Here is a 24,488-nt window from a genome sequence, read left to right as displayed (position 1 = left end):
CCGGGGACCCTCTCGAAGATCTCCGACCGGCCCTCGGGTGCAGCGTGCAATGGGGGCGGTGTCAAACGAATCAATACCGTCCGTTGAGTCGGGGCGCCGATGGGCCGCGGTCACCCACGCCGACCGCGGTACGCATCGCGGACCCCACGGCTCCGTCCCGCCCGGCATGCACAGACGCCGGGATACCCGTCCGGCCCATGGAACGAAGCCGAAAGCCACGGCCCCCCTGGCGCCCCCTTTTCAAGACAGGTCGGTCTGATAACTTGGGGAATGGCCGAGACTCCCCCGAAGCGGCGGTCCGTTCGCGAGCGGCTGCTCGCCGCGTCTGACGAGTTGTTCTACCGCGATGGCGTTCACTCGACCGGCATCGACGCGGTCATCGAGCGGGCGCACGTCGCCAAGGGGTCCCTCTACTACAACTTCGATGGCAAGGACGCCTTGATTGCGGCGTACTTGGAACGCCGTCACGCAGCATGGCGCGAGAGGGTCGAGAAGCTTCAGGCGCAAGCCGAGGGGCCCGAAGAGAAGATCCTGGCGATCTTCGACGCGGTGGCCGACTACGTCAGCAGCCCGGAGTACCGCGGCGACGAATTCACCAATGCCGCAGCTGAAACCGGCATCGGAGCAGCTCAAGCCGTGGCGACCAAGGAGTTCCGCACGTGGCTTCGTCAGTCCTTCGCGGAGTGGGCCGGGGAGACCGGCGTGTCCGATCCGGACGGACTCGTCGACGCCCTCGTCGTCCTCTACGACGGGGCTCTGGCCACGGCCAACATGGACAAGTCCGCGCGCACCGCGGCGATGACCGCCAAGCGCATCGCCCGTCTCACCATTGCCGCCGCTCGGGCGTCCATCTCCTCCTGACCGCCCCCGGCCGGTCCTCTCATCCCGAGAATGCGAATGCAATGGGAACAATCGCTCGCGCCCGCCGGTTGGGTCTTTAGTCAGACCAGTCTAAATATGCGGCCGAGCGTTCTCGGCCACCCCAACGCTCTAGGAGAGCTAGATGGCAGATGTAGTGCGGGACCTCGAGAATAAGACGGCGCTGGTAACCGGCGCGACATCGGGGATCGGGCGGGCGGCCGCAATTCAGCTGGGCGCCCAGGGTGCCCATGTGATCGTTCACGGGCGCGACGAGGTGCGCGGCAAGGAGGTCGTCGACGCGATCGAGATGGCCGGCGGCACCGCCACCTTCGTCGCCGCCAACCTCTCCGATCCGGCCGCCGCGCAGGAGCTTGCGCACGACGTCGGCAGCGTCGACGTCCTGATCAACAATGCCGGGTTCTCCTGGTTCGGCCCGACCGGTGACATCGAACTCGCCACCCTCGACGAACTGTTCGTCGCGAACGTGCAGGCGGCGTATCTCCTCGCGTCCGTGCTGGCGCCCCAGATGGCAGCCCGCGGTGGTGGGGTGATCATCAACCTGGCGAGCATGGCCGGCACCGTCGGCCTGACCAGCGGCTCGGCCTACGGCGCTACGAAGGCTGCGCTGGCCTCCCTGACCCGGTCGTGGGCCGCCGAATACGGCCCGGCCGGTGTCCGCGTGAACACCGTCTCACCCGGGCCGGTCTACACCGGCGGGGCGTCGGCCGAACTGATCACCGCCCTCGGCGAGACCACCCTGCTGGGCCGGGCCGCACAGCCCGAGGAGATCGCCGAGGTCATCGGCTTCCTCTCCTCCCCACGCGCCAGCTACGTGACCGGAGCCCTCATTCCGGTCGACGCCGGACGCACGGCGGTCTGAGCATGGCCATCGACCTCTACGGCATCAGTTTCGACGCGCACGACGTCGTCGCACAGGCTCAATTCTGGGCGAAGGCCCTCCAGCGCACGGTCGGTGACGACGCCACCGAGCAGTTCGCCACTGTCGCAGCCGGCGGCGCCGGCACCGGCCCTGTGCTGATGTTCCACCAGGTTCCCGAGGCCAAGACCGTAAAGAACCGCGTGCACTTCGACCTCTTGGCTGCCGAAGTCGAGGCCGAGGCACGGCGACTGGAGGAATTGGGCGCCATACGAATTCGCGCGCTCGCCGACAATGGCGGCCGGTGGATCAGCTTTGCAGATCCCGAGGGCAACGAGTTCGATCTCGTAGCCGGCTGATCGCCGCGCCAGGCAGACGAGGACGGTGGCGGCTGGGGAGACCGGCCGCTACCTGCCTCGTGTGTTCTGCGTTACCGTTCGTGGATCCGGTACATCGAACGAACGAGACCCCAGCGAGCGCCATGGCCAACCACGAGCTTGACACCGACCGCAGCGAAGAAGCTCGCATCCGACTGCTCGACGTCGCCGCCGGGCTCTTCGACCGCGAAGGCATCCACGCCGTCAGCCTCGACCGCGTGATCGAACACGCCGACATTCCCGAATCCGAGTTGCGCGACGCGTTCGGCGGCCGCACCGAGTTGATTCGTGCCTACCTCCGCCTCCGACACGGCCGTACCCGCGAGCAGGTCGTCCGCGGACTCGTGTCCTACCGCACTCCGCGAGACAAGCTCATTGGTGTGTTCGACATTCAGGGAGAAGCGTTCGCCGAGCCTGCTTTTCGCGGGTGCGTCTTCGTGACGGCCACGGCGCAGGCGCTACCCGGTGACCTCGTCGAAGAAGTCACCGCGGAGTACCGCACCTGGCTGCACGACCTGTTCTACGACCTCGCCCTGGCCGCGCGCGCCGCGCAGCCACGGGAACTCGCCGAACAACTCGTGCTGCTCTACGACGGCGCGGGAATCTCCGCCTGGATGGACAGCCGCCCCGGCACGGTCAATACCTCGCGGTCCATCGCCACCGCTCTCGTCGACGCCGCGCTGCCGGCCTGAGACTGCTACGCCGCGCGCCGGCGCCCTACGCACGTGGCCCGTCCCGTCACCCGGGTGAGATCGCCCCCATTCTCGGCGCATGAACGATTACGCCGACCAGTCTGACGTCGTCGCGCGGAAGACCTCATCAACTTCGTTGGTGCTGATTCCTTGGACGCGGGAATGCATCCGCTCGGCTGGGACGTTGACCCCATCGAGATTTGATACGACCAGTCTAAAGAATGGATTGCCGCCGATGACGAACGTCGACACGCCAGACGGGTTGGACGGTGAGTATGCGCCCAGCCCCCGAGAGCGCATCCGCGAGCAGGTGCGGGCCTACGAGGCCAGCGCCGGCACCGAGGGCGGGACGCTGGAGGACCGGCCGGTGGTCATCTTGACCTCCGTGGGCGCGAAATCCGGTCTGGTGCGCAAGAACCCGGTGATGCGCATCGTCGACGGCGACAACTACATCGCCGTAGCCTCGGCTGCTGGCTCCCCCACTCATCCCAGCTGGTATGCCAATTTGGTGGCACACCCGCTGGTCCGCATTCAGGACGGCCCGGACGTGGGCGAATACGTCGCACGCGAAGTCACCGGCGAGGAGAAGACGTACTTCTGGGGCGTTGCGGAGCAGTTCTGGCCCCACTTCCCGGAGTATCGCCAGCTGGCACGAGGACGCGAGATTCCCGTCTTCGTGCTCGAACCGGCGAGGGCAGCGCGGCGATGAAGCCCGGACCAATCCATGGCCCGCCCACCGCGCCAGACCGAGCATGATCGTCACAGTGCGTTCGTGCTGGAGGCCTTCCGCACGTTGTTCAAAACCTGCGATTACGCGGCCGCCGAGCAATTTTCGCTCCGAGCTACGTTCAACGCAGCGCACATCGGAGTTCGGCGACCGGCTTCCCGCCCACGCTGACCGCGGCCGCGATCGTTAACCACTTCAGTTCGAGCCCACACTCCGAGGAGATCTCATGACGTCCCCCCTGTTCGATCCGATCACCGTTGGTGCATTCCCGCTGACACACCGGGTGGTTCACGCCCCCATGACCCGGTTGCGCGCCGAACCCGACGACAGCCCCAGCGACATCATGGTCGACTACTACCGCCAGCGCGCCAGCGCGGGCGGGCTCCTCATCACCGAGTCCGCTCACCCGTCGACCGACAGTTTCGGCTACCTCGGTGCGCCAGGGCTTTACGCCGATCACCACGTCGACCGTTGGCGGCGAGTGGTCAACGCCGTCCACGAGCGTGACGGGCTGATCGTCGTGCAGATCGCCCACGACGGCCGCCAGTCCCACGTCGACCTCGCCGACGGCAAGTCGCCCGTCGCCCCGTCGGTGGTGCCCTTCAAAACCCAGGTCGTCACCGCCGACGGGTGGGTGCCCAACTCCCCGCACCGCGCCCTGGACGCCGACGAACTTCCCAGCCTGGTCGAATCGTTCCGCCGCGGCGCCCAGCGGGCCAAGGACGCCGGGTTCGACGGCATCGAAATGCACTCCGCCAATGGCTATCTGCTCGACACCTTCCTGCAGGACGGCACCAATCGCCGCACCGACGCCTACGGCGGTGACGCCGAAGGGCGCACCCGGTTCCCCCTGCAGGTCGCCACCGCGCTGGCCGACGTGTTCGGCGCCGACCGCGTCGGCGTGCGGGTGTCCCCCAGCGGCACCTGGGGTTCCATCTCCGACAGTGATCCCGAAGCGACGTTCGCCTTCTATGCTGAGCGGCTCAACGACCTCGGTATCGCCTACCTGCACGTCATCGAGCCCCGGGTGAGCGGCACCGAGACCGTCGCAGAGGGTCAAGCACCGGTTGCCGCAACGTTCCTGCGCCGGCACTTCCGTGGACCGATCATCGCCGCGGGCGGTTTCGACAAGGCTGGTGCCGAGGACATCGTGGCCCGTGGTGACGCCGACCTCGTCGCGTTCGGCCGCTTCTTCTCCTCGAACCCGGATCTGCCCGAGAGGATCCGCAACGGGTGGGCGTTGACGCCCTATGACCGCGACGCGTTCTGGGGCGGCACCGAACATCACTACTCGGACTACCTACCCCACGACTGCGCCAAGACCGCTTGACGCCATGGTCCCCATGTCCAAGGCCCTGACTTTCCTGGGCCTTGACTCACCGGAGGAGAACCCCTTGACCAGCCCACGCAGCGTGATCGTTACCGGCGCCCTAGCCGGGATCGGGCGAGCCGCCGCTCGTGCATTTGCCGACCACGGTGACAACGTCGTCATCGCAGGACGTCGCGCCGACGCCGGCGCCGAACTGGCCGCCGAGTTGCGCTCGTTGGGCGGGCAAGTCGAATTCGTCCAGACCGACGTCTCGTCGGAAGCCGACGTCGAGGCGCTGGTGGCAGCAACGGTAGAACGTTTCGACCGTCTCGACGTGTTGGTCAACGCTGCCGGAAACGAGGGCGACTCGGCCCCGATCACCGATGTCACGGTGATGAGCTACGCCAAGACCTTCGACACCAACGTGCTCGGCACCCTGCTGGGCGTCAAGCACTCGATGCGGGTGATGAGCAAGCAGGGTGGCGGCAATATCGTCAACGTGTCGTCGACGATGGGTGATAGGGGTGCCCCCAACTCGGCGCTCTACGCGGCCAGCAAGCACGCCGTGGAGGGGCTGACCAAGGCCGCCGCGCTCGACGGGGCGGCAGCCGGTGTGCGGGTCAACGCGATTGCCCCGGGACCGGTTCAGACGGCGATGCTCGACCGGTTGACCGGCACCGAAGAGAACAAGGCTGCGTTCCTGCGCAACGTGCCCCTCGGCCGGGCCGGTGACCCCGAGGAGATCGCCGACGCGATCCTCTTCGTCTCCTCGGACAGGGCATCGTTCATCACCGGTCAGATCATTCGTGTCAACGGCGGCAAGACCGCGTCCTAGACGGGGCCCCGCATGACGCGGCCCCGCCGAGGCGCCGCCCGCTCAGACCTGGTTCATACCGCCGTCGACCGGGACGGCCGCGCCGGTGGTGTAGCTGCTGAGTTCTGACGCCAGGAATACCACGACGTTGGCCGTCTCCCGGGGTTCACCGAAGCGGCCCAGCGGAATCGAGGTGGACGCGGCGGCGCGGAAGCCGTCGGTGTCGGAGTCGGGCGTAGCCGCACGAGCCAACCGTTCAATGCCGGGGGTGGCGGTGTACCCCGGTACGACCGCGTTCACCCGAACGTTCCGTGCAGCCAATTCGTTGGCCCACGTCCGGGCCAGTGAACGCAGAGCAGCCTTGCTGGCGGCATATACGCCCAGTCCGATCCGGCCGCGCTCGCCGGTCGTCGATGAGTTCAGGATGATCGACGCGCCGTCGTTGAGCAGGGGCAGCGCCCTCTGCACCGTGTAGACGGTGCCCTTGATGTTGGTTGCGAGCACGGTGTCGAGGTGATCGTCGGTCACCGTGGCAAGAGTGGCGACCGGGGCGGTACCTGCGTTCGCGAACACGACGTCCAGCCCTCGACCATGCGCGGCGACGGCGGCGTACAGCCGGTCGACGTCATCGGCGACGGCGACGTCCCCCTGCACGCCGATCGCGCGCTCACCCAAAGCCTCGACTGCAGAATCCAGTTCGGCTTGGCGGCGACCGGTGATGAACACCGTCGCACCCTCTTCCACGAAACGGTGCGCCGTGGCCAGTCCGATGCCCTCGGTTCCTCCGGTGATGACGGCGATCTTGTCAGCGAGTAGCGCGGGCATGGTCTTCTCCTTCATCGAGCACGTGAATGATGTCAGCCCTGAGGTTCGAGGAGCGCCGCCGCGCTCGACCACAGGGCCCCGGGATTGAGCCGGTGTGGGAAGGCCTGCACCATGGACTCGAAGAACTCCAGCGCCGTCGGTGTGGCGGCGAGTCGACGTTGAGCCTCGAGCAGGTAATCACGGGTCTGACCGATGGTGGCCGGACCATCGGACTTCGTCTTGTCCTTGTGCCCGCAGACGACGTACACGGGAGACAGGTGCTCGACGAGGTCCAGTGCAGCCAACCAGTTATCGATGCCCTCGCCTTGGGCTTCGCGCAGGTATTGGTGGACGTTGTTGTACACCACGTCGCCGGCCACCACCAGCTTCAGGCTGGGCACGTGCAGGATCGTCGTGTCGTCGGTGTCGGTGTGGCCGACGGGAATCGGGACTAGACGGTGCCCTTCGAGATCGATGTAGCCGCCGGGGGGCGGGGCGGCTTGGACATGTGTGGTCGCGGGGACGACGCCGGGAAATTGTTTGTCCCACAACGCAGCTCGAAACTCTGACGAGCCGTGCACCTTCATCATCGCGATGGTTCCCGGCAGCGCGTACAGGTGGGCACCGGGGAAGCGTTCCAGCAGTGGACCTGCCCCGAACCAATGGTCGCCGTGGCCATGGGTGACGTAGATGGCCTGCAGTGCCTTCCCGCTGGCCGCGATCCAGTCACCGACGGCGGCGGTCTGCTCGGTGGACAGGGGTGGGTCGACCAGGACGGCCCACTCGTTGCCGGCGATCAGGGTGGCGGTCAGTGGGGAGAACATTCGTCGGTCGCCGTTGGGCACCGTGTCGGTCGTTGCGACCGCGATGGGATCGCTGATGAAGGTGTCGTAGGAGAGTGCGCTGCTCATGGTCTGGTCTTTCCTGTGGGGGTTGCGGTCGACCACCGCGCGTGGTGTTCGAGGTACTCGGTGAAACTCATCGGGTCGCGGCCGGTCGCCTGCCGGAATCCGTCGGTGACGGCCGCGGTGGTGTTGTCGGCGAACGCCTTGTAGAGGGTCAGCCCGTAGTCGATGGTCTTCGGCGGCAGACCCCGTGACTCATACATCGCCTTCAGTTCCTCGAGCGTCTTGGGGTCGTAGGTGATGCGCCGACCCAACGCCGTGGTCAACAGGTCGGCAACGTCGTGGTGGTCCAGCGACTCGGGGCCGGTCACCAGGTATTCGCCCACCAGTTTCTGGGCAAGCGCCTCGGCCACGAAGGCGCCGAGGTCGGTTCCCGCGATCAGTGCCGACTTGCCGTTGGCGGTGGCCAGGGTGATGGTGCCCTGCGCCACCATGCCGGAGTAGAAACCGGTGACGTAGTTGTCCATCAGGAAGCCGGCGCGGACGATCGTGTGCCGCACCGCCGATTGAGTGACCAGGACTTCGAGTCGTCGCACCGGCAGCTGGTCGAGTGTCCTGCCCGTCATCCCGGACAGGTAACTGCCGGACACCATCACGAGGTGTTCGATCCCCCGGCGCGCCGCGGCCGCCACGAAGGGCGCGAGCTTCTCGTCGATGTGACCGTCCAGAGGTGGGGCGATCAAGACGATGTCGTCGACGCCGTCGAACAGTTCGTCGAAGTCGGTCTCGAGATCAGCGTCATAGGTGCGGGTTCGAACGCCGGGCGGCACCGTGAGGGTCGCGGGCCGACGTGAGGTGGCGATGGTGTCGAACCCAGCGCTGACGAGGGCTGTGACGCAGTTGTTTCCTACGCTGCCGCTCGCAGCGGTTACCAGTACGGTCATGATCGCACCTTCTTGTCGAAGTCTTTCGGGGTCGGGGTCGGCGAGTGATGTTCGCCGTTGAGCTGGTGGATACGTGGCGCGGTAGGGCCCCGCTTCGCGAACCGGGCGTCCATCTTCGCCGGTGCCTGCGGGTGAGGGGCGACGTCCGGCGGTTGGTGCGTCCGGCGGTGCGCGCACGAGGGGCGACGCTCTGTGGGCCACCAGATAGACCCCTGGTCTGCTGCGACTGCGACGCCGGCCGGGCCGCGAATCTGGTTGTGGGTATGGCCCGGCGCGGCGGCGCGTCGCGGGGTGTCGGGAATGGACGTCAGCCGCGCGGGGACGGGTGCAACTGTCGGGACGAAGGAGTGGCCGCGGCCAGACCGGTGGCGAGCAACACACGGGCGCCCAGTCCCGCTGGACGAAGGCCCGATCACGCTCGACGTGGGGTTCGGGCTCGCCGCCCCCGTGGAGCAGGCACTGGCCGTCGCGTCGAACATCACGCCGTGTCCGCGCGTCGTCGTTGACTTCGACCGGACGGTCGGCTGTCGGTGAAGCCATGGTGGGACTGCGCTTTCGTCGAGCGGCTCGGGTGGTGTGCGTCGCACGGCACCGGTCTGGACGCGGTGCGGGTCAGCTCAGCGTGTAGTCGTCGAACACCATGTTGATCAGCAGCGGCTCGGCGGCGGACTCGTTGTCGGGCTGACGGGGGTAGACCTGGCGACGCGTCGGGAAGACGATGCCGTCGAAGTCCTTGTGGTCGTGCAGGTAATGGGCTCCTGGCCCGCCCTTGGTCACCTCGGCGAGGTAATCGTGGCGGCGGATGAGGCCGGCGTCGTCGACGTAGAGGACCTGCTCGGTGCTGTGGGTAGCGATGTTGTCTGGGAAGGTGACCTGTAGTCGACGCCACGTCTCCCCCTTCTCGTCCCACGGCTCGATCTCCTCGGTGTGGAATCCCGGTTCGGCCAGGACGAACGGCAGCGTGATGTAGGTCCACAGTGCCGTCCCGCCAAAGTAGATGGCGTGCAGGTGATCCCACTGGGTGAACAGATCGTGGGTGTCGAATGCGCTGCGGGGCTCGGTGCGCGATTCCTCGACCTCGCCGGCCTGGTTCTCCACGCGGACGCGATCGCGTTCGAAGATTCCCCGCCAGCCGTCGTGTACGAAGGGGGTGGCGGCGACGTGCTGGGCGTGCGGATCGACGTCGACGTCCACGGAGGCGAACAGGCCGGTCTGGCCCTTCAATTCCCACACCGCGCCGGTCGAAGCGAGATGGGTGTGGACGTTGCGGATCTCCTTCCATCGGGGGAGGCCGCCGTGGGCGGTGATGACCTCGTTGAGCAGATCGGTCATGTGCAGTCCTTTCCTGGGTCCCCGCACACGTGTCCACGGGGGTCAGTTGGCATTTCCAACTGACTTGACCGTAGCCGGGTCAGTAGAAAAACACAACCCTCTATTTTCGGAGGTTCGAGACTCATCCCCAACGCCGTCGGGCGATGTCGGTCACACCGACGGTGAAGGCGCGGTGATGTTTTGGAGCGTCCGCCTCGGCCCCTCCAGCGCGGGCCGTCGCACCGGGTCCGATTCGGGCGCCCCGACGCACTACGCGTCCCACCAGCCAGGTCCCGTGCCCCCGTCGCGCCCGTCCGCATGGGACGTCGGCGCACGGCCTCCGGTGCGCGGACCGCGGGTGCCCCTGGGGCGCCTCTCGCTCGCGAGTGGTCGACAGCTGTGATTCTTTGGGTCGGCGGCTCCTGACCGCCACCCTCAGGGTTGGCGTGTCAGCGCTGACCGGCGATCCCCGGGCCCTCCTCGGCGGCGTCCATCGGGTCGATTCGACGCCTGGGGGCGCCGCTGTCGGGTTCACCTGCGGGTGTCTTCGCTAGGCGCCGGTGGTCAGAACCATGCGCAGGTTGGCCTCGTTGGCGACCATGCGCTGGTACGCGGCGGCGGCCGCTTCGAGCGGGACCACCTCGACGACGGCGCGAATGCCGTGCAGGGCAGCGAAGTTGAGGGTGTCCTCGATGTCCTTCGGGGTGCCGCTGGGATGGCCGCTCACCGACAACGTCTGGGTGATCAACGTCAGGGGATTGGCGTGGACGTCCTCGGGTGTGATGCCCAGGACCAGCAGCTCTCCGTTGGGCGCCAGGCCGTCAACCGTGGCGCTCATCGCGTCGGCGTTGGCCGCGGTGCCCTGCACGACCTTTGCGCCGCCCAGCGCCCGCAGTTCGCCGACGACGTCGGCAGAAGTGGAGTCGATGTAGTGGTGGGCGCCCAGCCGTTGTGCCAGGTCGCGTTTCGCGGTGCCTCGGGCGATGGCGACCGTGCGAAAGCCCATCTTCACGGCGAACTGAAGTCCCAGGTGGCCGAGGCCGCCCAGGCCGAGCACGGCCACGACGTCGCCGGGTTGGGCGCGGCTGCGACGCAGTGAGTTGAACATCGTCACCCCCGCACACGCCAGCGACGCCGCGTCGACTGCGGCCAGTTCGTCGGGGATCCGGGCCAGCCCGGAGGCGGGCACGATCATCGACTCCGCATAGCCGCCGGGGAAGGCCGACCCGGTGACGAAGTTCGCTTCGCAGTGCACGAAGTTGCCGGCCCGGCAGGGGTCGCAGTAGCCGCAATAGCCACCAAACCAGCCGACCGCGACGCGGTCGCCCGGCTGCCACCGCCGAACACCGGGGCCCACGCGGCTGATTCGTCCGGCCACTTCGTGTCCGGGGGTCACCGGCCAGTGGAGTTCCGGCATGGACCCGTCGACGAAGAGCGTGTCGCTGTGGCACACCCCGCACGCCTCGACGGTGATGAGCACTTCCCCGTGTCCGGGTTCCACGGCGTCGACCATGCGGAGGGACAGTTCGGCGCCGGGTGAGGTCGCCTGCATGGCGCGGTACTGCGGACTGGGTGTGGGGGTGTTGTTCATGACGATTCCTGTCGTAGTGCGGGTTTTGGGGTGGACGAGATTGCCGCGACGCGGCGGGGTCAGATGTGGTGTTCGGATTGGATGAATTGCGCGGCGCGCTCACCGATCACCACGCAGGGCGCCATGGTGTTGGCGGTCATGATTCGGGGCATGATCGACGCGTCGGCAACCCGAAGACTGTCGAGGCCGTGAACTTTGAGCTGACCGTCGACCACCGACATCGCGTCGTGGCCCATCTTGGCCGTCCCGCAGTAGTGCCAGTAGGTGGTCGCGGCGTCGCGGAGGTAGGCAGCCAGTTCGACGTCGGTCAGATCACCTGGCATGACCTCGCGGGCCACGAACGGTCGAAGGCCCGCCGCGTTCCCGATCTCACGTTGCATCTTGATACCGGCGATGGCGGTGTCGAGGTCGTCGGGGTCTGACAGCGCGTTGGTCTGGATTCGGAGGGGGTCGTTCGGATGTGGACCCGACACCGACACACGGCCTCGGCTCTTCGGGTGCGTCGGCGCGGTGAACAGGATCCAGCTGTTGGGGGGCAAGCCGTACCGGGCCACGTTCTCCGGTGTCGCCTTGGGGAACGCGCCTTGGCAGGCGAAGAGGTCTGGGCCGCCGTCATCTGACCTACCGGAGCCCCAGAACAGCGCCGCCCCGGCTTGATACAGGCTTTGGCTGCCCTCCGGCAACTCCCACACGCAGTCGAAACCGTAGTGGTCCTGCAGGTTTCGTCCCACTCCGGGCAGGTGCTGATGAAGAGGGATCCCGACATCACGCAGATCGTCTTGGTCTCCAATACCGGATTGCAGGAGCACCTTCGGGGTGTTGATCGCGCCGAGGGACAACACGACCTCCGTCTCGGCGACGACGCGGTGCACGGCACCACCACGGATCAGTTCGACGCCGGTGGCGCGGTCGCCATTCAGCAGAACCCGCGTCACCGCTGCGTTCGGGACGACGGTGAGGTTCGGTTGGTGTGCGTAGGGCGCGGTGTAGGTCTGATACACCGACAGGCGCTTCCCTGCCCGCCAACGGAGGTCGATGATGGCGGCCCCACGGTCCTCCTCCATCAGGGGACCGTTGGGACTTTGGTATGTGGGTAACCCCACCGTCCGAGCGGCCTCCACCACAGCCGCACCCACCGGGTGGGCGTCGGGTGCCGGTTGCACGAACATCAACCCACCGCGGCCCCGGTGGTCGGTCTCCCCCACGCCGTGCCAGTCCTCGATGTGGCGGTAGGTCTGCAGCACGGAATCGTAGGTCCATGCGGGCTCACCGGATTCGGTAGCGAACAGGTTCCAGTCATTGCGGTGTCCGCGGGCCCAGATCATGATGTTGATGCTGGAGCCGCCCCCGAGCACCTTCCCCGTCGACATGGTCAGCGAACGCCCGTTGAGACCGGGTTCGGGTTCCGAGGTAAAGTTCCAGTCGCGCTCGCTGCCCAGGTTCGTCGGCCATCGGGCGGCCTCGGTCACGCTGGGGGAGGTGTCGGTGCCACCTGCTTCGAGGAGCAGGACCCTCACCTCGGGATTCTCCGCCAGTCGTCGGGCGACGACCGATCCAGAGGAGCCCGCACCGCAGACGATGACGTCATAGCGTGGCTCGAGCACGTCGTTCACGAAGGTCCCCTCGTGGTGGGTGGGTGGTAGGCGGCGTGCGACGTCGTCAGAGACGTCGATCTGCGATGGGGCGGCCTCGCATGAGCCATACCGGGCCCTGCGCGATCGGTGTCACCGCGGTGGCGAACTCGGCGAAGTACGGGCCGCCGACATGGACGTCGCAGGCGTCGGCGTCGTCGTAGACTTCGTTGAGGTAGATGAGTTCTGGGTCGTCCTGGGCGGCGATGACCTCGAAGCGTCGGGTGCCGGGCTCGTTGGCGACGGAGTCGCGGGCATTGCGCAGGGCCGCGGTGACGAATGCGTCGTGGTGTTGGGCAGCGACAGTGAACGAGACGAGAAGCTGATACACGTGGTCCTTTCGCGGGAAGCGGATGCGAGGGGATTTGCGGGCGACGTCAGTTGCCAAGCGTGGCGCGGAGCCAATGGCCCATCTCTTCGATCGCCTGGTCGCTCTCCGGTACCCAGCCGGCACCGATGATGAAGGAGTGTTGGCCGGCGTCCACTTGGGTGAGGGTCACGTCGTTGCCTGCGGCCCGCGCGCGACGCGCGAACTCCGAACTCTCCGAGGCGAACAGCTCGTACTGGCCGTAGTAGACCGCGATCGGTGGCAGGCCGGACAACTCCGAGGCCAACAAGTTGACCTGCGGGTCGCCCGGGGCCACCCCCGTGCCGTCGAGCCAACTCGACTGGAACAACTCGACCAGCGGACGTGACAGCAACTTGTCACGGTCGGCGTTGTCTTCGACGGACTGCCCGGAGAGCGTGGGGTCACACCACGGCGAGATGGTCAAGATGGCTCCGGGGAGCGCGTCGCCGCGATCCCGTAGACGCTGCGCGAGTGCCACGGCGAGGTATCCCCCGATCGAGTTCCCCACTGCGGCAACATCGGACGGGAGATAGCCCTGCTCCAGCAGCCAACCGTAGGCGGACTGTACGTCGTCGATCTGCGCGGGGTGCTTGTGCTCGGGTGCCCGCCGGAAGTTCAGCACCAACGACCGCATGCCCGCCGCCTTCGCTATGTGCGCCGCAGCCTTGCGCTCGGAGTACATCGACGTCAGCAAGCCGCCGCCCATGTGACTGTGCAGCAGTACCTTTCGGGAATCACTTTCCGCCGGAATGCACCACAGTGCCTCCACCCCGCCGGCGTCCACCTGGGCGTAGCTGACGCCTTCGGGTTCCCTTGTTGCCACGTGCATCGTTTCGATGACGTCGCGCACGGTCGACAGGTCGAACGTGGGATCCGATGATCGCCTCATCAGGTCGGCGAAGAAGTCTGCGAACTCGGCTGCCTGCGTGCTGGCCATCGATGTCCTTTCGGGATTGTTGGTTCGTGACGGTTGTGCCTCGAGGGCCCGTCGCCTTTAGTGCGTGCCGGGGTCGCGCGGCAGCGAATGTCGGGCGACCGCGGCGACCGCTGCTGGCGAGGCGCCCTCGGGGAGTTTGGGCGGAAAGGGACCCGCGGAGTAGATCAACGTGCCGGTCAAGGTGGCCCGCATCTGCTCTGGGGTGAACAGGTAATGCCACAGTGCGCCGTCGACGTCCAGCGGAGCCGATTCGGCCAGCGTGCCCACGCGGTAGGGCACGAATCCCATGTCGGCGATAAGGCTGGTCACGGTGGCCTCGCTGTCGGGATCGTCCGCGGCGTAGCTGACGGCGTAAGTGCCGGGGTGGGTGGCCTTGGAGACCAGGTACTGCCAATCCATGTGGCTGAAGGCCCGCACGACATTCGTCCTGGGAACGATCGCGGCCATCCAGCTACCCTCGGTCAGCTCGGCGGACAGACCAGCCGCCTCGTAGTCCTCTGGGAGCCAGGCGTTGTTGCTGCTGACCAGCGTCTTGCCAGCAAGCAGGTCATCGAGTTCGGAGAGCAGGTTCTTCGCGGCGGAATGCACGACGGCGATGAACACCACGTCTCCACGGTCGGCCGCATCCCGGAACGACCCGACGGTGACCGAGTGCGGCAGCTCCTCGAGTTCGGGGGTGCCGCTTCGCCGCGTCCCGAGGGTCACGTCGTAGCCGGCCTCGGCGAGCAGGGTGGCGAAACCACGGCCCATGGGCCCGGACCCGAGGACACCAATCGTGGGCTTGCTCATGCGCCGTCCTCGACGGGGCTCAGGACGAAGATGGGGATCGTCCGGTTGGCCGTGTCGATGTAGCCGGTGAACCCCGAATACACGTCCACACCGCGCTGCCACCACTGGCCGTACTCGGCGCCGTCGACCTGGCGAGCCACGTACTCGCGGCGTTCTGCACCGTCCTGCAGGGTCACCCGTGGGTTCTTCACGATGTTGCCGTACCACGCGGGATGGCTGGTCTGGCCCCCGTTGGATGCGACGACGGCATATTGGCCCTCGTGCTCGATGCGGATCAGCGGGCTCTTGCGGAGCTTGCCGCTCTTGGCGCCCACGGTGGTGAGAAGGACGATTGGGATCCCCTGGAAGTCAGCGGCCTCGGTGCCGTTGGAGGCCTCGTACGCGTCAGCCTGTTCACGAACCCAATCCGTGGGGCTGGGGGCGTACTCGCGGTCGATCGTCATGACTGGTCCTGTCTTTCGCTGTGGTGCGGAAGGGCTGCGTGAACCGTGACGCGTTGAGTCCCGTCGTCGCGGTCAGTGACACGGGGCAGGGTCGGTCACTCTGTAGGTCGTCAGCCCATCTGCCGGAAGCCCCGGCGTCGAACATTCAGAACGCCCAGTCTAAAAGAGTTATTCCGTGGATTTCCAACGGGACTAAATGCTTATGAACTGAACGTTCTGAAACAACGTTGGCCCGACCGGGTCGGCGGCTCGGGCACGATCCCCCCAGAAGCGAGGAATTCCCTTGAAGTACGTCGTCACCGGCAGCGCCGGCAAAGTCTCCAAGCCACTGTCGATGCGGCTGTTACAGCAGGGTCACGACGTCACGGTGGTCGGCCGCAGCTCCGCCAACTTGGCGGAGCTGGTCGACGCCGGGGCGCACGCCGCGGTTGGAGATCTCGCCGACGTCGACTTCCTGTCCGACACGTTCGCCGGAGCCGACGGGGTCTACCTGATGCTTCCACCGGGCTGGTCCTCGCCGAGCATCAAGGAGATGAGCGTGCAGCTGGCGCAGGGCTTCGTCACGGCATTGGCCGGCTCGGGCGTGAAGCGGGTGGTGTTCCTGTCCAGTTACGGAGCGCACCGGCTCTTGGACGCCGGTGCGATCAGTGGGATGGGGCTGGCCGAGGGAATCTTGCACGCCTTGCCGAACGCGTCGGTACTGGCGTTACGGCCCGGGTACTTCTACACCAACCTGTTGTTGTCGGTCGACAGCCTTCGTGAGACCGGCGAACTGGGCAACATGTTCGACATCCCGGCGGGAACGTTCACGCTGGTGGATCCGGTCGAGATCGCCGAAGTCGCCTCGGTGGCCCTGACCACCGACGAATATTCTGACCGGTCACACGTCTACATCGTCAGCGACGAGCGCGACACCGACTCGATCGCGACACTGATCGGCCGCGAGATCGGCAAGCCTGGACTTCGTTGGTCGCGCTACACGACCGCTGCGATGAGTGAGGCGTTTCGCCAGTACGGCATGACCCAGGGTGCCATCGACGACTACGTCGAGATGTTCGACGCGCTGGACAAGGGCGTGCTCTTCGAGCACTACGTTACCGAGAGGCCGGCGCTGGGGAAGAGCAAGCTCGAAGACTTCGTGAAGGTCTTCGCCGACGCCTACCGGGGCTGACGACGTCTTCGCGCGTCCGCTTCGGCCACCAGGTCCCGAGTGCCGTCAAGCACACTCGCGATCGCGCAGCGAATGCTAGCTGTGGACAACCACTTTCGCACACCATGTGCTGGCAGTCGTACCAGGTACTGTGTTACCGTTCGATTTGAACCGATCAGTCGTTTAGTGTCGTCGGGCGGACTGTGACCCCGACCGCGATCCCGAGGAGCCTGTTCGTGCCGGAGAACGTCGACTACGCACCGAGCCCCCGGGTTCGGGAACGTGCTCAGGTGGAGTTGTACGAGGCAACTGCCGGCGAGGCGGGCGGCACGCTGTACGGATCGCCGGTGGTCATTCTCAGCCACCGCGGTGCGACCTCGGGTCTGCTGCGAAAGACCCCGTTGATCCGGATCGAACGCAACGGCGTGTACGCCGTGATCGCCACCAATGGCGGTGGAGATCGGGATCCGTTGTGGGTGAGAAACATCGCCGCCCATCCGGACGTCACGATCCAGGACCGGGCCGAGAAGTGCGCCCTGGTCGCCCGACGTCTTCGCGACGACGAGGAGAAGGAACTGTGGTGGAAGCGTGGCTACTCCGTGCTGCCAAAGTTCGCCGAATACCGTGCCGCCATCGATCGCGGGGTGCCGGTTCTCGTCTTGGAGCCGGCGACAGCGGTGTCCGGGCACTAGGACCACGACGGTGACCACGGCAGCAACCCTTGCCAAGCCCCACCTCGGACGCTTCGGGGTGTGGCTGGACGACCGGACGATCGCACCCGAACTAGCCGCCGGGATCGAAGGTCTCGGTTACGGCGCGGTGTGGATAGGCGGGTCACCTGGGGCCGATCTCGCCTGGGCGGAACCGGCCCTGGTCGCCACCACGACGCTGGTGGCGGCCAGTGGCGTCGTGACGATTTGGACCGCGCCGCCCTCGACCCTTGCGCAGACCTACCACCGCATCGACGGTGCCCATCCCGGACGTTTTCTGCTCGGCGTCGGAATTGGTCATCCCGAGCACGCCGGTGACTACCGCGCGCCCTATGACGCCTTGGTCGGCTACCTCGACGATCTGGACGCCGCAGGTGTGCCCGCCGCGCGGCGGATGTTGGCGGCGTTGGGACCTCGGATGCTGAGGCTTTCAGGCGAGCGCAGCGCAGGGGCGCACCCGTTCCTGACCACACCGGAACACACCGCGGCCGCTCGAGAACGGCTGGGCGCTTCGGCATTGCTGGCCCCCGAGCACAAAGTGGTCCTGTCCGCCGACGCCGACCACGCCCGCGCCCGCGCCGTGGGACGCCAGGTCCTCGACAAGTACCTGGGCCTGAGCAACATGGTGTCCAGTCTGCGACGCCAGGGATTCACCGACGTCGACGTGTGCGGGCCCGGCAGCGACCGATTGGTCGACGCGCTCGTCGCCCATGGCTCCGCCGAGGTCGTCTCGGCGCGATTGCGAGAGCACCTCGACGCCGGCGCGGATCACGTCGCGATCCAAGTCTTGGGTGCGCGCACACAAGCCGACATCCTGCCGGCACTGACCGATCTTGCTGCGGCCCTGGATCTGGCCCCGGTGCAGACGTAGACGCCGGGCAGCTCATCGCCAATGACAGTGGGTTGTGCTTTGCTACCCACCCAGGTACGTTGTGAAACACTACTGAGTGGGTCGGGCCGCGATCCACTTCGCCCAACCGAGGAGCAGGGTTTGCCATGAGCACGAAGAAGTGGACGAGCGACGATCTTCCGAGTCTGTCCGGCACGACATTCATCGTGACGGGGGCCACCAGTGGACTGGGTGAGGCCACGACGCGAGCCCTCGCCGGCGCCGGCGCACATGTCGTGTTGGCAGTCCGCAACCCGTCGAAGGGTCGTGCCGTAGCCGCCACGATCACCGGTAGCACCGAGGTGCGGGAACTGGACCTGGGTTCGCTTTCCTCGATCCGCAACTTCACTGCGGCCTGGCGCGACGACGTCGACGTGCTGATCAACAACGCGGGCATCATGCAGGTCCCCGAGGGCCGCACCGCCGACGGCTTCGAACTGCAAATAGGCACGAACCACCTGGGCCACTTCGCTTTGACTAATCTGCTGCTGCCCAAGATCCGCGGCCGGGTCGTGACGTTGAGTTCGGACTTTCACCGGGGCGCCAAGCTCGACCTCGACGACCTCAACTGGCAGCGGCGCGCTTACGACAGCGCCCAGGCCTACAAGGACTCAAAACTGGCGAACCTCTTGTTTGCACGCGAATTGGACCGTCGCCTCCGCGCGAACAACAGCACGGTGCTCTCCGTCGCAGCCCATCCGGGCATCGTCAGAACCGGCCTGTTCGGTCACGTCGACGGGCTGGCTGGACTGAGCATGGAAATCGGCTCCCGCATCGTCGGCCACGACGTCTCTCAAGGCATCCTGCCGTCCTTGTTCGCCGCGACCCAGGACGTTCCCGGCGGCAGCTTCGTCGGGCCCGACGGGTTCAGGCACCTCCGCGGCTTTCCCGAGATTCATCCGTCGTCGAAGAGCGGCGACGACGTCCGACTTGCCCAGCGCCTCTGGCAGCTTTCGGAGTCGTTGACCAGCGCGACCATCGACGATCAAGGACTCCGGCCCGCCCAGCCGTGACCAAGCAGCAATCCACGCGACGACCCAACAGCAAGCGTCCACCTTCGCAACAACGTTAGGAAAAACGATGTCCTCGCAGAACTCGTCCACCGTCCTCGTCATCGGCGCCACTGGCGCCCATGGGCGTACCGGCTCGACGGTCGTGGATCACCTGCTCGCCAACGACCGCTCCGTGCGGGTGCTCGTGCGTTCCGACGACGACCGCGCCGCCGCACTGAGGCAACGTGGCGCACAGACGGTGCTCGGCGACCTACACGACCGCAGCACCCTCGTCGGCGCCGTCGACGAGGTCGCAGCGGTGTACTTCGCCTATCCCATCAACGCCGGCGTGGTTCCGGCCGCAGCGAACCTGGCCTCGGTTCTCCGGGAAGCAGACGCACACCCGCACGTGGTGGTGATGTCGATGGCGCCGTCGGCGCACCGCTCGCCGAGCAAGTTGGGCCAAGCGCAGATCATCGCCGAAGAGATCCTGACCTGGGCCAGCCTAAACCCGACTATCCTGCGCGTCGCCGCCCTGTTCCACGAAAACATCCTCACCCTGCACGCCAGACAGATCCGCGAGGAGGGACTGATACGCAACAGCTTTGGGACCGGACGCGCACCGTGGATCGGAGGTCGCGACGCCGCCGAACTCGCCGTACGCGCCTTGCTGCGCCCGGCGCCTCCGGCTGCCGAAGTGTCCTACCCTCCGGGCGCGGAAGCGCTGAGCCACGTCGAGATCGCCGACATCATCGGCGCTGAAACCGGTCGCACGATCTCCTACGCTGCCATCTCGCAGGACCAGTGGCGTCAGAATCTCGAGCAGCAAGCCGTTCACAGCGCACCGTCACCGGTCAACGCCGCCATGGCGCAGCATATTTCAGCACTCGGCGCCACTCTGGCCGCAGGGGCCAGTCCAACGGCGCCCGCCGACCCCGCCGCTCTCGAGGCCATTCTCGGGCATCCGCCAGAGACGTTCGTCGAATACGTCCGCCGCCATCGCAGCGATTTCCTCACCGACACGGCGTGACGCACCGTCGGCGTTGGTGTGATCCGGGTCGGTGTATCGAAGAAAACCGATGACTACACTGAATGCCATGGATGGCGAAGCCACGGTGGACGAGCCGCAGGGACTCGCACTGATGACGTCTGGAACTCCCATTCCGCGGGAGTGTTCAATCGCCGATGCGCTGTCGGTGCTGGGAGAACGGTGGACCTTTCTCGCGATCCGGGAAATGGTCTACGGTGCGCACAGGTTCGAACAGATCGCGGGCTTCACGGGAGCCACCCGCGACATCTTGGCCGAGCGCCTGCGCAAGCTCGAAGAGCACGGGGTGGTGGAACGACGCCAGTACTCGGCCCGTCCGCCCAGGTTCGAATATCACCTCACCGAGTCCGGGCAACAGCTACTGCCGGTGCTCATGGCACTCGCCACGTGGGGGCACAACTGGGCTAGCGGCCCAGTCGTGCCCCGCGGGTTCCTCCACGAATGTGGCAACCCCCTGCAGATCGACTACTCCTGCCACGCGTGCGGACTGCCCGTCCGTGCGGAGGGCATCGAGCCCATGCCGGACGAACCCGCTTAAGGCGTCGGTCGATCCGCAGCCCCATGGCCTGGGCACGGTCTCGTCGTCGAAGGCACGCGCGGCGGTGGGGAGGCCAAACTGCTGCGGTTCACCACATCGCGACCCGCCGGCCTCCCGCCATTCCAGAATGAGTCCGCCGCGCCCTGCGCATCTCACCGAGTCACCCTGTGCGACGAGCCCTACCAGGACGGGGGCAGCGACCCCCAGCACCGGGCGGGTCAAGTGCAGACCATCCGAATCCGGGGCACGGCGCAACACGCACGAGCGGGGCGGACGTCGCGATCAGCTCGTCGCGCTGCGGGCCGAACGGCGACGGGCGGAACGGATCATCGCAGAGAACCCCATCAGGGCCACGTCGACGGATTCGTGCAATTCTGCTCGGGTGGCGCCCCCTGCTGCGTGCACCGAGTGTCCTTCGACGACGGCGGTCAAGAATCTGGCCGCAGCCCGCGGATTGACTTCGCCGGGCAGGTCGCCGGCCTTGCGGGCGCTGATGAAACGCCTGGTCAACTGACGTTCACTCTCGCGGCGGTGGTGTGCCAACAACTCTGCCATCTCCGAGCTGCCCGGCCCGCACGACACACCGCCCTGGATCGCCAAGCACCCCGGGGGCAACCCGTCGCGCGTCACGGCATCGGCGTTGCCCCGCAGATACCTGGCGGCGACTTTCTCCGCCGTCGGTTCGGACAACGCCACACGCGCGTAGGCGAGGTCACGCTCGACGTACCGGTCGACGGCGCGGCGGAAGAGGTCCTCCTTCGAGCCGAATACGGAATAGACGCTGGACTTGTTCATGTTCATCGCAGCGGTGAGATCGTTCATCGACGCGCCGTCGTAGCCGTGCCGCCAGAACGTCACGATCGCCTCGTCGAGCGCCTCGTCCTCGTCGAACCCCCTGGGCCGGCCCATAGCCATTACTCACCTCCGTGTTGTCCCAGCGTACCGGCGATGTGAACCGAACGGTCGTGATGTACGGCGACGCCCACCGGCGCGCTGCTTCACCGCGTCATCACCACCGTCACGTGTGACGGCGCCGGCCGAATTCCCTCAGCTGCCATTCACCGCCGGCCACTAGGTGTTGTGCTTCGTTAGACCAGGGTGTTGCGGGAGCATATGGTCGCGTCGAGCCGAACGGGTACTTCCTCCCCCACCTACACGTCCTCACCTTTCGGTCGCCGGGTGACATCGGCGTACGGATCTTTGAGGCCGGAACCCACCGCGTGTGCCCAACCGCAGAATTCAGTGTCAACCTCACCATTTCCAGAACGTCCGGTTGGAATACCAGGTCCCCCGAGAGCGTCAATCGCGTAGAGATTTTCATGACTGCAATATGCCAAAGTGAACACATATCAACTGTCCGTTCTGAATATTGCATGCGCCAGCCCGCCGACACGCGACCTGGCGTCGTCGGCTTCCCGGCACCCCTGACAACGCCTGCCGATGCACGCCGAGCGAGATGCTGTATCAACGCTGCACAACCGCAAATCCATTCGGACGGTGTACTTTTCATGTCGTCGACTAGACATCGGCGCACCCGTGATGTCAGTCACAAACAGTTCATGGCATTGCCGAAGCAGCTAGCGTGATAGAGGAGGTTCACAAACTGCCACCCTGGCGACCGCATAAGAACCTCTGCAAGACAACGTCTTCGGCATTGGGCCCGCGGGTGTTACTCGTGGCGGTGATCCCGCCACTCGCCCGTGTCCTGGGCCCCACGCCACAAGGGAGTATTCATGCCCCGGCACGATGGACACCACCAGTCGATCCGCTATCGGCGCGGGTCGTTCGGCACGGCCGCGCGAGTGCAACCATGATCGAGGGGTGCTTCGTGCAGGGCAGCCCATTTTCATCGCCTCCCTCGTCACCACTGGGGTATTGCCGGCGCAACCGCGAGAACCACTCATGCTCTTCCGTCATCCCCAGGGGCTAAGACCCGCCAACCGGGCAGCACCAAACGATTAGGAACAGTTATGTCATCCGTCCTCATCACCGGGGCGTCGCGCGGAATAGGCAGGGCCGTCGCCTCGGAGTTCGCACGGCGCGGACACCGAGTGGTAGCGACCGCGCGCGACCCGCGCAGCCTCGATGACCTTCGCGTCGACCAACGCCTGGCCCTCGACGTCACCGACGACGCCAGCGTGCGAGCCGCCGTCGACGCCGCCGGTGAGATCGACATCGTCATCTCCAATGCCGGCGTCATCTTCTTCGCCGCCGTCGAAGCAATCCCCCTCGGGGAGTTCGAACAGCTCCTTCGGCAGAACACCGTCGGTGCGCTACGCGTCGCTCAGGCCGTGTTGCCTCAGATGCGCCAACGCGGCCAGGGCCGGCTGCTGTTCATGTCGAGCATCGTCGGCCGCATCGTTCTGCCGCCGGGCGCAGCGTATGCCGCGACCAAGTGGGCGTTGGAAGCCCTCGTCGAAGCCTTGGCAATCGAAGTGGCGCCGTTCGGCATCGAAGCCGCCATGTTCGAACCGGGCGCCGTCAGCTCGGGCGCCCTCGACGACGTGCAGGCCTACACCCTCCCCCAGGACCCCTATTCGGCGCTTCTGACCGGCGGGGGCGACGCCCGCGACCGGCAAATCACCCCCGAGGAGGTGGCCAATGAAGTCGTCGACGCAGCGGAGAACTCGCACCTGCCACTGCGGATACCCATCGGCGATCCGGCGCGCCAACTCCTGCAAGCTCGACGCGACGCGCCCGACGACGTCCCCTTCGTCCCCGGCTCGACACCCAAGTCGAATCGGTGACGCTGGTGACACGACCCATCCGACAGCTCCGCTTGAACACCGTCGGCGACCCCCTCCAAGCACTGTCCCTAGTCACCGTCGAGGATCTGGCCCCTGGGGCCGGCCAGGTTCTCGTCGAGGTCGAAGCGGCCCCCATCAATCCCTCGGACCTGTACTACGCGTCTGGCAACTATCTTCTGCGCCCGGAACCGCCCGTCGGTGTCGGCGCTGAGGGATCGGGCAGAGTCACCGCGGTCGGCTCAGGCGTGGACCACGCTCTGATCGGCCGTCGGGTGATCTTGCTTCCGACCTACCGGTACGGAACTTGGGCCACCCACGTCGTGGCCGATGTCGCCGACGTCGTGGTGGCGCCCGACGACATCGACGTGCTGCAGCTGGCGATGGTAGGCATCAACGCCATGACCGCCCATCAGCTGCTGCGCGGCTACGGCAACCCCGCTGCGTCGAACCGCTGGATCGGCCAGACGGCGGGTAATTCCGGTGTCGGCGAGTACGTCGTGAAGATGTCGAAGCGCCTGGGCTACAAGACGCTGAGCATCGTGCGTCGCCAGGCCGCCGCCGACCAGGTCTACAGCTGGGGTGGCGACCGCGTCGTCATCCAGGGCGACGGCCTCGCCGAGGATCTCGCCGCGGCCCTCGGCGGGGCGCGTCTCGACATCGCCGTCGACTCGGTCGGCGGTCCGGCCAGCACCGCCCTCGCCCACCACCTCGACTACTCGGGCACGCTCATCGCCTACGGCGCTCAATCCGGACAACCGCCCGTGATCAAACCGTTCGAGCTGATCGGCAACCATTCCCGCCTGACTGGCTTCTGGCTGAAGAACTGGCTCGACCACACCCATCCCGACGAGGTCTCTCGTGCCTACGGCGAAGTCGTTGGAATGGTCGCCGATGGTGTCATCGACGCTCAGATCGAACGCACGATGGGACTCGACGATTGGCCCGAAGCTCTGAGCCTGGCCCAAGAGGCAGGGCGCATTGGCAAGATAGTCTTCACCCCCAAAAGCGGACCGCACACCCCCCGAACCGAACATTCCTCCAACAAATGACGTCGAGCGTCGCAACGCGACTAGTTGGTGTAGCGGATTGCGGGCGTCGCCCGACTTGCGGCAA

26 protein-coding genes are annotated in these 24,488 nt (G+C 66.4%); 15 read left to right on the top strand and 11 right to left on the bottom strand.

What is annotated here, in order from left to right; all coding sequences use genetic code 11:
* The first annotated feature begins 270 nt into the window (after positions 1–270).
* The 7 genes from AOT83_RS06720 to AOT83_RS06690 all read left to right on the top strand — a co-directional run bounded on the left by AOT83_RS06720 (position 271) and on the right by AOT83_RS06690 (position 5,678).
* Entirely contained in the window at positions 271–861 is a 591-nt protein-coding gene (locus AOT83_RS06720; RefSeq protein WP_057964573.1) for a TetR/AcrR family transcriptional regulator, read from the top strand.
* Between the two features lie 142 nt (positions 862–1,003).
* Positions 1,004–1,741 (top strand): SDR family oxidoreductase, encoded by a 738-nt coding sequence (locus tag AOT83_RS06715; RefSeq protein WP_057964572.1) that lies wholly within the window; start codon positions 1,004–1,006, stop codon positions 1,739–1,741.
* A 2-nt stretch (positions 1,742–1,743) separates the two neighbouring features.
* A complete protein-coding gene (locus AOT83_RS06710) occupies positions 1,744–2,097 on the top strand; it encodes a VOC family protein (RefSeq protein ID WP_057964571.1) in 354 nt (117 codons plus the stop codon).
* Between the two features lie 122 nt (positions 2,098–2,219).
* Entirely contained in the window at positions 2,220–2,807 is a 588-nt protein-coding gene (locus AOT83_RS06705; RefSeq protein WP_057964570.1) for a TetR family transcriptional regulator, read from the top strand.
* A gap of 235 nt (positions 2,808–3,042) precedes the next feature.
* Positions 3,043–3,516, top strand: a complete 474-nt coding sequence (locus AOT83_RS06700; RefSeq protein WP_057964569.1) for a nitroreductase family deazaflavin-dependent oxidoreductase — start codon at positions 3,043–3,045, stop codon at positions 3,514–3,516.
* Between the two features lie 244 nt (positions 3,517–3,760).
* Positions 3,761–4,864, top strand: a complete 1,104-nt coding sequence (locus AOT83_RS06695) for an alkene reductase (RefSeq protein WP_057964568.1) — start codon at positions 3,761–3,763, stop codon at positions 4,862–4,864.
* 13 nt (positions 4,865–4,877) lie between these two features.
* Complete coding sequence (locus AOT83_RS06690; protein ID WP_082628286.1) at positions 4,878–5,678, top strand: glucose 1-dehydrogenase; 801 nt, start codon at positions 4,878–4,880, stop codon at positions 5,676–5,678.
* Between the two features lie 42 nt (positions 5,679–5,720).
* Here the strand turns inward: AOT83_RS06690 and AOT83_RS06685 are convergent, their stop codons facing one another.
* The 10 genes from AOT83_RS06685 to AOT83_RS06635 form a co-directional block, all read right to left on the bottom strand.
* Entirely contained in the window at positions 5,721–6,482 is a 762-nt protein-coding gene (locus tag AOT83_RS06685; protein WP_057964644.1) for an SDR family oxidoreductase, read from the bottom strand.
* A gap of 32 nt (positions 6,483–6,514) precedes the next feature.
* On the bottom strand, positions 6,515–7,372 hold the full coding sequence (locus AOT83_RS06680) for an MBL fold metallo-hydrolase (RefSeq protein WP_057964567.1): 858 nt from the start codon (positions 7,370–7,372) through the stop codon (positions 6,515–6,517).
* Complete coding sequence (locus tag AOT83_RS27300) at positions 7,369–8,250, bottom strand: NAD(P)H-binding protein (protein ID WP_057964566.1); 882 nt, start codon at positions 8,248–8,250, stop codon at positions 7,369–7,371. The genes AOT83_RS06680 and AOT83_RS27300 overlap by 4 nt, the downstream gene beginning before the upstream one ends.
* 612 nt (positions 8,251–8,862) lie before the next feature.
* Entirely contained in the window at positions 8,863–9,582 is a 720-nt protein-coding gene (locus AOT83_RS06665) for a hypothetical protein (protein ID WP_057964564.1), read from the bottom strand.
* Positions 9,583–10,111: 529 nt separating this feature from the next.
* Positions 10,112–11,152: an alcohol dehydrogenase catalytic domain-containing protein gene (locus AOT83_RS06660; RefSeq protein ID WP_057964563.1), complete on the bottom strand. Its 1,041-nt coding sequence runs from the start codon at positions 11,150–11,152 to the stop codon at positions 10,112–10,114.
* 59 nt (positions 11,153–11,211) lie between these two features.
* Positions 11,212–12,765: a GMC family oxidoreductase N-terminal domain-containing protein gene (locus AOT83_RS06655; RefSeq protein WP_057964562.1), complete on the bottom strand. Its 1,554-nt coding sequence runs from the start codon at positions 12,763–12,765 to the stop codon at positions 11,212–11,214.
* A gap of 46 nt (positions 12,766–12,811) precedes the next feature.
* Positions 12,812–13,114: an antibiotic biosynthesis monooxygenase gene (locus tag AOT83_RS06650; RefSeq protein ID WP_057964561.1), complete on the bottom strand. Its 303-nt coding sequence runs from the start codon at positions 13,112–13,114 to the stop codon at positions 12,812–12,814.
* A gap of 46 nt (positions 13,115–13,160) precedes the next feature.
* Positions 13,161–14,069: an alpha/beta hydrolase gene (locus AOT83_RS06645; protein ID WP_057964560.1), complete on the bottom strand. Its 909-nt coding sequence runs from the start codon at positions 14,067–14,069 to the stop codon at positions 13,161–13,163.
* Positions 14,070–14,126: 57 nt separating this feature from the next.
* The gene (locus AOT83_RS06640) at positions 14,127–14,858 is read right to left on the bottom strand and encodes an NAD(P)-binding domain-containing protein (protein WP_057979814.1); all 732 of its coding nucleotides are present in this window, start codon (positions 14,856–14,858) and stop codon (positions 14,127–14,129) included.
* Complete coding sequence (locus AOT83_RS06635) at positions 14,855–15,301, bottom strand: nitroreductase family deazaflavin-dependent oxidoreductase (RefSeq protein WP_057964558.1); 447 nt, start codon at positions 15,299–15,301, stop codon at positions 14,855–14,857. The genes AOT83_RS06640 and AOT83_RS06635 overlap by 4 nt, the downstream gene beginning before the upstream one ends.
* Positions 15,302–15,584: 283 nt before the next feature.
* Here AOT83_RS06635 and AOT83_RS06630 point away from each other — a divergent pair, with 283 nt between their 5' ends.
* The 6 genes from AOT83_RS06630 to AOT83_RS06605 all read left to right on the top strand — a co-directional run bounded on the left by AOT83_RS06630 (position 15,585) and on the right by AOT83_RS06605 (position 20,628).
* Positions 15,585–16,472 carry an NAD(P)H-binding protein gene (locus tag AOT83_RS06630; RefSeq protein ID WP_057964557.1) on the top strand — a complete coding sequence of 296 codons (888 nt, stop codon included), beginning with the start codon at positions 15,585–15,587 and terminating at the stop codon, positions 16,470–16,472.
* Positions 16,473–16,687: 215 nt separating this feature from the next.
* On the top strand, positions 16,688–17,143 hold the full coding sequence (locus AOT83_RS06625) for a nitroreductase/quinone reductase family protein (RefSeq protein WP_157858398.1): 456 nt from the start codon (positions 16,688–16,690) through the stop codon (positions 17,141–17,143).
* Positions 17,144–17,153: 10 nt separating this feature from the next.
* Positions 17,154–18,032 (top strand): LLM class F420-dependent oxidoreductase, encoded by an 879-nt coding sequence (locus AOT83_RS06620; RefSeq protein WP_057964555.1) that lies wholly within the window; start codon positions 17,154–17,156, stop codon positions 18,030–18,032.
* Positions 18,033–18,157: 125 nt separating this feature from the next.
* Positions 18,158–19,063 carry an oxidoreductase gene (locus tag AOT83_RS06615; RefSeq protein ID WP_057964554.1) on the top strand — a complete coding sequence of 302 codons (906 nt, stop codon included), beginning with the start codon at positions 18,158–18,160 and terminating at the stop codon, positions 19,061–19,063.
* 67 nt (positions 19,064–19,130) lie between these two features.
* Entirely contained in the window at positions 19,131–20,072 is a 942-nt protein-coding gene (locus tag AOT83_RS06610; RefSeq protein ID WP_057964553.1) for an NmrA family NAD(P)-binding protein, read from the top strand.
* Between the two features lie 112 nt (positions 20,073–20,184).
* The gene (locus AOT83_RS06605) at positions 20,185–20,628 is read left to right on the top strand and encodes a helix-turn-helix domain-containing protein (RefSeq protein ID WP_057964643.1); all 444 of its coding nucleotides are present in this window, start codon (positions 20,185–20,187) and stop codon (positions 20,626–20,628) included.
* A gap of 282 nt (positions 20,629–20,910) precedes the next feature.
* On the opposite strand, the gene AOT83_RS06600 is transcribed toward AOT83_RS06605, so the two are convergent.
* Positions 20,911–21,537: a TetR/AcrR family transcriptional regulator gene (locus tag AOT83_RS06600; RefSeq protein ID WP_198530421.1), complete on the bottom strand. Its 627-nt coding sequence runs from the start codon at positions 21,535–21,537 to the stop codon at positions 20,911–20,913.
* A 1,061-nt stretch (positions 21,538–22,598) separates the two neighbouring features.
* Here AOT83_RS06600 and AOT83_RS06595 point away from each other — a divergent pair.
* Together AOT83_RS06595 and AOT83_RS06590 are read left to right on the top strand one after the other, a co-directional pair.
* Positions 22,599–23,375, top strand: coding sequence for an SDR family oxidoreductase (locus AOT83_RS06595; RefSeq protein ID WP_057964551.1), 777 nt, complete (start codon positions 22,599–22,601; stop codon positions 23,373–23,375).
* Positions 23,376–23,380: 5 nt separating this feature from the next.
* Positions 23,381–24,424 carry a zinc-dependent alcohol dehydrogenase family protein gene (locus AOT83_RS06590; RefSeq protein WP_165592873.1) on the top strand — a complete coding sequence of 348 codons (1,044 nt, stop codon included), beginning with the start codon at positions 23,381–23,383 and terminating at the stop codon, positions 24,422–24,424.
* Positions 24,425–24,488: the final 64 nt, after the last annotated feature.

It is taken from the genome of Mycobacteroides sp. H001, from assembly GCF_001440005.1.
Taxonomy (GTDB): domain Bacteria; phylum Actinomycetota; class Actinomycetes; order Mycobacteriales; family Mycobacteriaceae; genus Mycobacterium; species Mycobacterium gwanakae.
The sequence above is the reverse complement of the archived record's forward strand: the minus strand, read 5'-3'. Positions and strand labels throughout refer to the sequence as shown.